This is a genomic window from Stieleria sp., assembly GCF_041595215.1.
Classification (GTDB): domain Bacteria; phylum Planctomycetota; class Planctomycetia; order Pirellulales; family Pirellulaceae; genus Stieleria; species Stieleria magnilauensis.
In genome coordinates, this window is the sequence record NZ_JBFHKV010000165.1 from 1 (window position 1) to 10,617 (window position 10,617).

At 58.4% G+C, this 10,617-nt stretch carries 5 protein-coding genes; 4 read left to right on the plus strand and 1 reads right to left on the minus strand.

Features of this window, described 5'->3' with window-relative positions; all coding sequences use genetic code 11:
- The first annotated feature begins 126 nt into the window (after window positions 1–126).
- Both ABX749_RS08900 and ABX749_RS08905 read left to right on the plus strand, forming a co-directional pair.
- Window positions 127–2,787: an FAD-dependent oxidoreductase gene (locus ABX749_RS08900; protein ID WP_372895662.1), complete on the plus strand. Its 2,661-nt coding sequence runs from the start codon at window positions 127–129 to the stop codon at window positions 2,785–2,787.
- A gap of 148 nt (window positions 2,788–2,935) precedes the next feature.
- On the plus strand, window positions 2,936–4,483 hold the full coding sequence (locus ABX749_RS08905; RefSeq protein WP_372895663.1) for a sulfatase: 1,548 nt from the start codon (window positions 2,936–2,938) through the stop codon (window positions 4,481–4,483).
- Between the two features lie 238 nt (window positions 4,484–4,721).
- Here the strand turns inward: ABX749_RS08905 and ABX749_RS08910 are convergent, their stop codons facing one another.
- Window positions 4,722–6,857: an alpha/beta hydrolase family protein gene (locus ABX749_RS08910; RefSeq protein ID WP_372895664.1), complete on the minus strand. Its 2,136-nt coding sequence runs from the start codon at window positions 6,855–6,857 to the stop codon at window positions 4,722–4,724.
- A 349-nt stretch (window positions 6,858–7,206) separates the two neighbouring features.
- On the opposite strand from ABX749_RS08910, the gene ABX749_RS08915 reads away from it, so the two are divergent.
- On the plus strand, window positions 7,207–9,024 hold the full coding sequence (locus ABX749_RS08915; protein WP_372895665.1) for a DUF1592 domain-containing protein: 1,818 nt from the start codon (window positions 7,207–7,209) through the stop codon (window positions 9,022–9,024).
- Between the two features lie 58 nt (window positions 9,025–9,082).
- Window positions 9,083–10,465 carry a DUF1552 domain-containing protein gene (locus ABX749_RS08920; RefSeq protein WP_372895666.1) on the plus strand — a complete coding sequence of 461 codons (1,383 nt, stop codon included), beginning with the start codon at window positions 9,083–9,085 and terminating at the stop codon, window positions 10,463–10,465.
- Window positions 10,466–10,617 lie beyond the last annotated feature (152 nt).

Genomic DNA, 10,617 nt, shown 5'->3' on the forward strand with positions numbered 1-10,617 from the left:
CGCGGGAAACGCGTGGGATTGGATTTCCGTCTGTCGTGTCAGCGTTGCGGGCTGAAAGCCCCACCCACGTTTTGAACTCGACACTTCTTCACTGCTTGTTGCGTCCTTGATCTGGGTTATTGCACGATGCGATATTACTTTCTTCTCCTGATTGGCCTGTTGGTTTTCATTCCCGATGCGAAGTCGGCGGAACAGATGGATGCCGACGTACTGATCGTCGGCGGGACCGAATCAGGTTGGGCCGCGGCGATTCAAGCCGCGCGATTGGGCGTCAAGAAAATCGTCGTTGTCCACGACGGTCGCTGGCTGGGTGGCCAATTTACCGAACAAGCGCTGGCCTGCGTCGATGAAAACAAGGGCGTCGGCAAAGTCGGCTGGGGCGTGGACTGGCATCCGATGAAGCGTTCCTTTCACCGTTTCGGTCTGTTCAAAGAACTGATGGATCGGATCGAGGCGTTCAACACGGCAAAGTACGGCTCGCCGATGCCGGGACGGCCCCACCACGGGCCGTCCACCTTTCGGCCGGCGGAAGCGGAGGCCATCTTCCGCGAGATGATGCGCCCCTATTTGCAAAACGGCCAAGTTGTGCTGGTGACCGATCGTTACCCGGTGAAAGCGGACGTCGAGCGGTCGGGGACGATTCCCAAGTTGTCGGGGCTGTGGTTTGCGTCCGTCGATGGATCCGAAGCGGATTTACACGTCCGTGCGAACATCACGATCGACGCTTCGGATTGGGGCGATGCAATTCAAGTGTCAGGGGCCGCGTTCGAATACGGACCGGATCCACCGTCACGTTACGGCGAACCGAGTGCTCCAGAGAACGCGCCGAAGAATGAAATGAATCCGATCACTTGGGCGATGATCGTTGAGGAGTCCGATCAGGAGACACCGATCGCCGAGCCACCACGATTCGACGATCGAAACTATCCCCGCGCCACGCATTTCAGTTTGAACGAATTTCGCAGCCTGGATTGGGACGTCAAGAGAGTGGGGCTGGGTGCGATCCGGCATTGGCCCGATGCCGGTGAGACTTCGAAGCGGCAGTTGAGCGTCTACTCCGTTCGTCGCATTGTCGAAGGCCGAACCAGTCGCGACGGCAAAACCGCGATTCTGCTGAACTACATGAACGGCCAGGATTATCCGCTGGAACGATTGCCGGCCCACGTCGCCGATGCCCTCGACGCCACCGAGCCTGGCGCGTCACAGAAGAACATTGTGGTTCTGTCGCGGGCGCAGCGTGAGATCATCTTTCGAGACGCCAAACAACACGCACTTGGGGTGCTGTATCACCTGCAAAACTTTGTTCATCAGCGTGCGGCCGACCGAACCAATTCCTTTCGTCGGTTTCATCTGAGCGACGAATTCGGAACACCAGACAGATTGCCGCCCAAGCCTTACATCCGCGAGTCACTGCGTTTGAAAGCGATGTACATGATGCGTGAGCAAGATGGTCGCAATCGTGACGGCGAAACGAAAACCAAGGCGACGCCACGCTTCGCCGCCGTGATGTATCCCGATGGTTTGTTTGCCTGGCAGTTTCACTACGATTTCCACCGTACCGGGCGGACATATTTGATCAGCGAGAACGCCGACGGGAACGGAAACCAGGGACCTTGGATTGATTATCACAAACCGCTGCGACACACCAGTTTTTTGAGTGACCGGAGCGTGTTTCCGCTGCGAAGTTTGGTTCCCGAACGATTTGACGGGCTGCTGGGGGCGCAGGGCAATCTGGGGTTCAGCAGCATCGTCAGTGCCGCGATCCGATTGCACGATCAACGGATTCACGTCGGACAGGCAGCCGGAGCGACGGCCGCAGTTGCGCTCGCCGCCGGCGTGGCGCCGCGAGAGATTCCGTACGATCGAGCGTTGCTGGAATCGATTCGCCATGCATTGTGCGGTCAAGTCGATTCCGCGACTCCGATTCTGCTGTGGCCATTTCGGGATTTGGATTCGGGGCATCCGGCGTTTGTCGCGATCAACCGTTTGGCAGCACTGGGGCTGCTTCCCCTCGGAATTCACGACGTCGACTTTCGGCCCGATGATCCGGCAAGCTCAGAGTGGATCGCCGAAGTGGTGGCCAAAAGCGAAGGCTTGGTGGTACCGCGGGAGTGGACGTCGGGGACGCGTGGAGCGTTTTGTCAGCTTTGGTGGAACGTGATTGAACAACAGGGCTGGGACGCGTGGCAATTCGATCGGATCAGTCTCGACGACGCAGACGGCGATGGCATCCCCGATCAAGACGATGCGTTGTTATTCACGCCGAACGAACCGATCCGGTTCGAAATCGAGCGTCGTAAGTTGCCCGGCGATCGAGACGGTGTGCCGGATAAGACGAGCGCACCGAATCGATCCTTTGATTTTTGCGGTCCCGGTGTCGGCGTGGACGACGGATTCGTTGCCGACCATGGCCAACGTTTTGATCGCGAGCGGGGATACGGGTGGACCGACGATCTGAGCCAAAACCATCGCAAACGAAATCGGATCGACGGGCCGGGCGATTCCTTCGTTTTCACCCGCAAAACGGCCACCTGGGAGTGTCGCGTTGCCGACGGACGTTATCGCGTCAGCCTCTGTGTCGGAGATGCGGGACACGAACAGTCGACGCAATCGGTGTCCGTCGAAGGGCACCCCTTGATCGACCGGATCAGCACGCCCGAGGGCGAGTTCATCGAAGTCACGCGAGAGATTTCTGTCCAAGACGGACGGTTGACCGTTGACATCGGCTCCGGTGCAGAGGGTTCCAATACCTGCCTCAATTGGCTGCAAGTCGAAGGGCCGCTTTAGCGGCAGGTGGGGCAGGCTTCCCGTCTGTCTGGTCCACATCAATGATGCCTGGAAACCGATCTCACCGCGCGCTCGATTGACACAAAGCAGCTACAATCTATTCTCACCGATTCACTTTGATCCTCTCCCTCCACAGACATCTCCTGTCATGAAGTTTCTTTGCACGTTCTTGGTGGTCGCCGCCGGATGGGCCGCCCTGCCGAATGTCTCCGTCGCCGCGGAACAACCCAACATCATGGTTTTTCTGGTCGATGACATGGGAATGATGGACACGTCCGTTCCCTTTTTGACCGATGAGGCGGGGAATCCGAAACGTTACCCTCTGAACGATTATTACCGCACTCCTGCGATGGAACGGTTGGCCGCGCAAGGCATTCGGTTCAACCAGTTTTACGCGATGAGTGTTTGTTCGCCGACGCGGGTGAGCATCATGACCGGGCAGAATGCCGCTCGGCACCGGACGACCAACTGGATCAACCCGCGGCAGGACAACGCGGGAAAGAACGGCGCACCGAATTGGAATTGGGCAGGGTTGAAAGAAGGCGACGTGACGTTGCCGGGCGTGCTGCGTGGACGTGGTTACAAGACGATTCACGTCGGCAAGGCGCACTTCGGACCGGAAGGGCACGAGGGGGCCGAGCCGCTGAACTTGGGGTTTGACGTCAACGTGGCCGGTGCCGCATTTGGAGCCCCAGGCAGCTACTACGCGGAAAAAAACTACGGTGCGGGAACCAAACGCGCCCACCACGCAGTCCCCGGACTGGACAAGTACCATGGCAGCGACACGTTCTTGACCGAAGCGTTGACGATCGAAGCCAAGCAACGCGTGACCGAAACGGTGGAACAAGACAAGCCGTTCTATTTGTATTTCTCGCACTACGCGGTCCACGCCCCGTTCGATTCCGACCCGCGTTTCGCCGACCACTACAAGGATTCAGGCAAACCCGCCAACGCGCAGGCCTTTGCCACGTTGATCGAAGGCATGGACAAATCGCTCGGCGACATGCTGGACCACCTCAACGAACTCGGTGTCGCCGAGAACACACTGATCTTTTTCTTGGGTGACAACGGCAGCGACGCGCCGCTGGGGCATCAGCACGAGGTCGCTTGTGCAGCACCGCTGCGTGGAAAGAAAGGCGCACACTACGATGGCGGCATGCGTGTGCCGTTGATCGCCGCGTGGGCAAAGCCGAATCCGGACAACGCACTGCAGCAATCCCTTTCGATTCCCGCCGGCACGATTCAACACCAAGTCGCATCGGTCGAGGACTTGTTCCCCACGTTGACGCAGCTCACCGCGGCAGAAGTCCCGGAAAGTCACGTCGTCGACGGGGCACCGTTGCAAACGCTGCTGACCGGACAAACCGACGCCGATCGCCCGCAGCAATTCTTGATGCACTATCCGCACGGGCCGCACCGCAGCAATTACTTTACCGTCTGGCGTGACGGGGACTGGAAAGTCATCTACCACGCTCTGCCGGAAACGAAGACCACCGGTGGTCACATTCAGTTCAGCGATGGGAACTACGAGTTGTTCAACCTGGCCGACGATCCCTTTGAGTCGAACAACTTGGCCAAGTCTCGGCCCAAGGTGCTCAAACGCATGATGCAAGGCTTGATCGAGGCCCTGCAGCAGCACGACGCGGTCTACCCGGTCGATGACGCGGGGAATGTCGTCGTGCCGCAATTGCCGTAGTGGACGAGGGTGGTGTAAAGACTGAAGGATTGAAGTGGCAGGATGATTCGGGGATAAGTCAAATGGCTATTTCATCATTCTGCCAGCCGATCATTCTGCCATTCCTGTTTTGTAGGCCCGCCGGTGCGGCGGGGGGGTCGCAAGCTGGAAGCGTACGCCACTTTGGGGAGTCACAAGCTGGAAGCGTACTCCGCTTTGGGGGTCGCAAGCTGGAAGCTTACGCCACTTTGGGCTTACTCTACTTGGGAGCAATTTGCTTGAGGTGTTTTGATTCGAGTTCGGCGTAACAGTCTGGCAGATCGAAGTGGGCGAGCACATCGGGTAACAAGGTCGCCAGCGGCCAGTCGTAGTGCTCGCTTTCGGCAATCGCGGAATACGATGTCAGCGCTTGCTTCAGTGTCACCTGCTTGACGTGATCGGAGAGGACGCCGGCGAAGGTTGCTGGTAGGGTTCCCCAGCCAAGTCCCGCCAAATGGATCTCGGTGTGACCGATCGATGCGAGCCAGTCGAGCACGCGTAGCACATCAAACGTTTTCTGGCCCACGTAGGGTCGCCCCAGCATCACGCTGTGGATGGCGTACAGGTAGTCGCTGCCGTAGGGGCTGTGGAACGTGCCGGGTTGGCTGGTGCCGGGAAGTGACTCGCCGATGCCCCGGACGTCGAGCGTGAAGAACGGCGTTTCGGGTTCGGATTGAATCAGTTCACCGATCAGCGGTTCGTCACGCAGTTCGGCGTCGCTGGACAAATGTGAAACGTACAGCACGGCGCGTTTGCCGGCGCGCGGCGGACGTGAATGCCAGCGTTGGTCGGTCAAGCGATAGACGATCGCATGGATTCCCGGTTCGGTTGCCACGGTGTAACCCATCGCGTACTTCGAAGGGTATCCCTTTGCGTTCAGGTAGCTGAAGTTGCGATAGTCGGGGACCTTTAGGCCATCGAGGTTCAGCTTTAGAACATCGATCAGGGTCGAACGCAGCGTTTGTCCGCGCGGGCTGTTCCGTTTCTTCGCGAGCTGCTCGGATTTCTCGCGCGTGAAATTAAAGACGGTGCGAGTGCCGTCCAACCGGGCGACTTGTCCCTCGGGGGTACACCAAAGCGTTTCGTCTTTCTCGATCTGAATGTCCGGCTCGGCGGTAAAGGGAACCTTACCCGTCGTGGTCAACACGCCGTCGAACAGGCCATCGGTTTGTCGATCGTCCCATCCGACCGCACGGTTGAACCAGGCATACATGGCCTCGCGGTTTTCTTGCGAGTATCCATGCCCGGTCGGTCCGACAAACAGCGCCACATTGTCTTCGGCGCCGAGCAATTTGTACAGCCGGCGAAGTCGCTCGTACGTCTCTTCCGCGCCGCGAACGTCAAAGAAGTCTTGTTCTTTGGCCAGGATGATGATGGGCTTGGGCGCCATCGCGGCCAGGAAATCGCTGTGGTCCAGTCCCAGAGGAAACACATCCGGCGGGCACTGCTCGGTGTCTTGCGGCAATTCGTTTTCCAAATTGCGTCGGAACGTGGAAACAAAACACGCCGGGGCTCCCATCGACCAACGGTCATCCAGCCCACACAACCAGGTGGTCATCGTCCCGCCGCCGGAATTGCCGGTCACGCCGATCCGCTGTGGATCGACTTCGGGGCGGGTGAGCAAATAATCGAGGGCGCGGATTCCATCCCAGGCGCGCCAATTGCCAAAAAACTCGCCGACAAGAAACTGTTGGTTGCCCGCGTGCAGGTGTTCACGGACACCGACGCCGATTTCGGATTTCAGGTTTTCATCGGGGTACTGCAAACGTTCGCCTTGTCCGATCGGATCGTAGATCAAACAGACATAACCGAGTCGCGCCAACCCTTGTGCGAACGCTTGATAGGGCTCGGCGGCCTTGCCGTTGGAGGAATGGCCGCAGGTTCCCACGACCGCGGGCAGTTTCCCGCTTGCGTCGTTGGGAATGTAGAGGTTCGCCGTGACAGGAAACCCGGGACGGCTTTCAAAGATCACGTTTTCGATTCGATAGGTGTCGCGCTGGACGGTTCCGGTGACGCGGGCGTTCAATGGTGTCTTGTCCGGATTGGTGCCAAAGGACTGGCGACACTTCGCTTGAACCGATTCAACATAACGCCACGCATCTTGCTCGGTCTTCAAGCTATTCAGCGTTCGTCGGTGTTCGTTTTCAAACTGTCGCAACTGGTGAACAAAGAACTCCTGAATCATTCGCGGGAATCGATTCCGGGGGGCGACCTCCTCCGCTGCAAACGCGGTCGGGTGACACAACGAGCCGATCATCGGCAGCGCGAGGGAATGCCCGGCGACGGTTTTGAGCGCGTGGCGACGTGAAAAAGAGAAACGCGGCGGTTGATCGGGTCGGAATCGCGAATCGTTCATGGAGGGCAACTCTTGGGGAAGGGGGTGGGCAATCGCGGAGGCGTCGAATTGACGGACGAACCGATTCGATTCGAGTATTCGTCGAGGGCATCGTCGTCTATAATGACCAGCCCATCCTACAATGAAGAGAGAATCCCGTGTGGCAACTCAGATTGCCAACCCGGGCTGCTCCTGCCCACCTCAACAGTTTCTTATGGCATTACGATTTGCCCAATCGGTTTGCGCGCCTGTGGTTGTGTTGTCACTGGCAGTTATCTTTGCAGACCTGTGCGGTTCGGAACGACCTTTCGCCAGTGCCGAAGACGCGCGTGCAGTCGACTCAGGTACCGACGACTCGGGTTCGAAGGGATTGACCGCTGAAGGTGCCGTTGAGTTCGTGCAATCGTATTGCATCGATTGCCACGTCGGCGAAGATGCGGAGTCGGGATTGGACTTGGAGGGATTCGCATCAGCCGAAGACGTCGCAAGTTCGATCGAGGCTTGGAACCGAATTGCGACACGGGTTCACGAAGGCCAGATGCCGCCGTCGGATTCCGAGATGCCATCGCAGCAGAGCCGCTCGGCGTTTGTCCGTTGGATTCGCGACACGATTTATCAAGCGGTCTGCGACGACGGGGTTCAGCCCGGCGGCCCGATGTTGCGACGGCTGAACCGGACCGAATACGCCAACACCGTTCGCGACTTGCTGGGCATTCCCATCAATGCGGGCCACGCGCTGCCCGACGATGGAGCGGGCGGCGAAGGGTTTGACAACGCGGCGGAGACGCTGTTCATTTCGCCGATCTATGCGGAAAAGTATTTGGATGCGGCACGGTCGGCGATCGGCCACGCGTTGAAAGACCCCGACGATCGAAAACGGATCATCACCGCCACGCCGAACGACAAACGGTCACCGGAACAAGCCGCCCGCGAAGTGCTCGCCGGATTCCTGCCGCAAGCGTTTCGCCGTCCCGCCAGTACGGAAGAAATCGACGAATACACTCAGCTGTTCAATCAAGTCTACGAGGAAGACCAGTCGTACATCAGCGCGATCGAGTTCACGTTGGTCGCCGCGATGGTGTCGCCAAAGTTTTTGTTCTTGTTCGAACAAGCCGCCGAAACCGACGAACCGACTCTGGTTTCACAGTACGAGATGGCATCGCGGCTGTCGTACTTTCTGTGGGCGTCGATGCCGGACGACGAACTGATGCGTTTAGCGGCGCAAGGCAAGTTGCACGACGACGACGTTTTGGAACAGCAGGTCGCCCGGATGTTACGCAGTGACGTCGACCGCCGCGGTCTGCGACGCGGGGCGAAGGTCCGTGAATTCGCCACCAGTTTTGTCGAACAATGGTTGGGCACGCGAGCGCTCGGACGCGAATTCAAACCCGACAAATCCGTCGCGCTCAAGTACGACTCCGAACTCGAAGGCGGCATGAAGTACGAGCCGATCTTCTTTTTCGAAGACTTGCTGGCCGACAACCGTTCGCTGCTGAACTTGATCGATTCTGATTTTACCTACGTCAATCGAACGTTGGCCCGGCATTACATGGTCAAGGGTGAGTTTCGTGAGCAGCCCAAGAAGGTCGAACTCAGTGAGAAGGACCATCGTGGCGGGTTATTGGGCATGAGCGCGGTGTTGGCCGTTTCATCGTTCCCGCACCGAACCAGTCCCGTTTTGCGCGGGAAATGGGTGTTGGAAACGCTGTTGGGTACTCCACCACCGCCGGCACCGCCGAATGTGCCGGCCTTGGAAGAAACCGGTGATGCCGCCCAGCCGTCATCGCTGCGGGAGCGATTGGAAAAGCATCGATCGGATCCGGTCTGCGCCTCCTGCCACCAGGCGATGGATCCACTCGGGTTCGGACTGGAAAACTATGACGTGCTCGGCCGATGGCGGACGGTGGCCGATGGTGTCGCGATCGATGCCAGTGGACAGCTTCCCAGCGGCGAGACGTTCAACGGGCCCGACGAATTGAAGGGGCTGTTGATGGATCGCAAAGAGCAGTTCATGCGGAATTTGACGTCCAAAATGCTCGGCTATGCTTTGGCTCGTGGACTGACCAATGAAGACGCTTGTGTGGTCGAGTCGATCACGCGAAAACTGGCCGAAGACGACTACAAAGCCCAAACGTTGATTCTAGAGATCGTCAAGAGCGTGCCGTTTCGATACAAGCAGGGTTCGTAGCTTCGCTTGTTTTCAACAAGCTACAATGAAAGCGAACATTCAAAATAGGATGAAACACATGAACGTCTATTTGGACGACGAGACGAATCGTCAGATGCCGCTATCACGTCGTACGCTGTTACGTGGTGCGGGGGCGGCTTTGGCGTTACCGTGGCTCGAAGCAATGATGCCCGGCAAGGTTTCGGCGGCCGAATCGGAGGGCAAGGCACCGGAGGACTCGCCGCTGCGGATGGCGGCGCTGTTCGTCCCCAACGGCGTTCGGCAGGACATGTGGACGCCGGAGAAGACCGGCCGCGATTTCGACTTGTCACCAACATTGGAGCCACTGGCCGACGTCAAGGATCAGCTGTTGGTGCTGACGAATTTGTGGAACCAGGCCAGTAACTTCGGCGACGGACACTACGTCAAGTGTTCTGGATTCTTGACCTGCACCACGATCAACAAGTCATTGGGGATCGATCTGAACTGTAACGGGCGGTCGATGGATCAGGTGGCCGCCGATTACGCTGGGAAACTCACACCGCTGCCGTCGCTGGAACTCGGCATCGATCCGGTCACGACCGGCGTCGACACCAACGTCGGTTACACGCGCGTTTATGGATCGCACATCGCCTGGAGCGGTCCGACGAGTCCGCTGGCGCGGGAGTTGAATCCGCATCTGGTGTTTGACCGGCTGTTCCGCGCCGGCAACCCCAACAAGGGAGCGGCTCAGCGTGATCGGTTGCTATTGGACCGCGTCCTGGAAGATGCCGATCAGTTGAAGCATCGACTCGGTGCGGCGGATCGACAGCGGATGGAAGAGTACCTGCAATCGGTCCGATCAGTCGAGAAACGCTTGCAGAACCAGGATGCCGGCGGAGCCACACAATGGCAACCGCTGGTCAAGCTGGACCGCCAAAACCGGCCTCCGGAAGAACGTCCCGACGCCTATGTCGAGCAGGTTCGGTTGATGTTGGACATGATCGCGTTGGCGTTCCAAACCGACACCACACGCGTCTGTACCTTCATGTTCGGCAACGCCGTCAGCGGCCGAAACTTTTCGTTCCTCGATGGTGTTTCCGGCGGTCACCACGACACCTCGCACCACCAGAACAACGAAGACAAGCTGCGTCAGTATCAACTGATCAATCGTTGGCATGTGGAACAGTACGCCTACTTGCTCGGAAAACTTCGCTCGATGAAAGAACGCGAGGGAACGGTGCTCGACAACTCGATGATCTTGTACGGGTCTGGGTTGCGTGACGGAAACAGCCACAACCCGCACAACCTGCCGATCTTGCTGGGCGGTAGCGGCGGCGGACGCATCGCCACCGGCCAACACCTGTCTTTCGGTCGCGACACGCCACTAGCGAATCTGTATGCCGCGATGTTGAACGCATTCGGAACCGGGCACGAGCGATTCGCCGATAGCACGGGGATTTTGCCGGGAGTGCTAAGCTGATTGATCGAGGTCCGGTCGTTGCTTCGCAGCGCGTGGGGATGCGCCTGAAGGCTGGACACCAACATGCGCTGGTGTCCAGGCTTTAGCCCAATACCGCTAAGTTACGCAGACAATTGTCTCGTCAAATTTGCGTTGGAGAACCGGCAAATTAC

Coding starts and splice junctions, on each gene's coding strand:
- ABX749_RS08900 (WP_372895662.1), top strand. CDS start 127: ATGCGATATTACTTTCTTCTCCTGATTGGCCTGTTGGTTTTCATTCCC.
- ABX749_RS08905 (WP_372895663.1), top strand. CDS start 2,936: ATGAAGTTTCTTTGCACGTTCTTGGTGGTCGCCGCCGGATGGGCCGCC.
- ABX749_RS08910 (WP_372895664.1), bottom strand. CDS start 6,857: ATGAACGATTCGCGATTCCGACCCGATCAACCGCCGCGTTTCTCTTTT.
- ABX749_RS08920 (WP_372895666.1), top strand. CDS start 9,083: ATGAACGTCTATTTGGACGACGAGACGAATCGTCAGATGCCGCTATCA.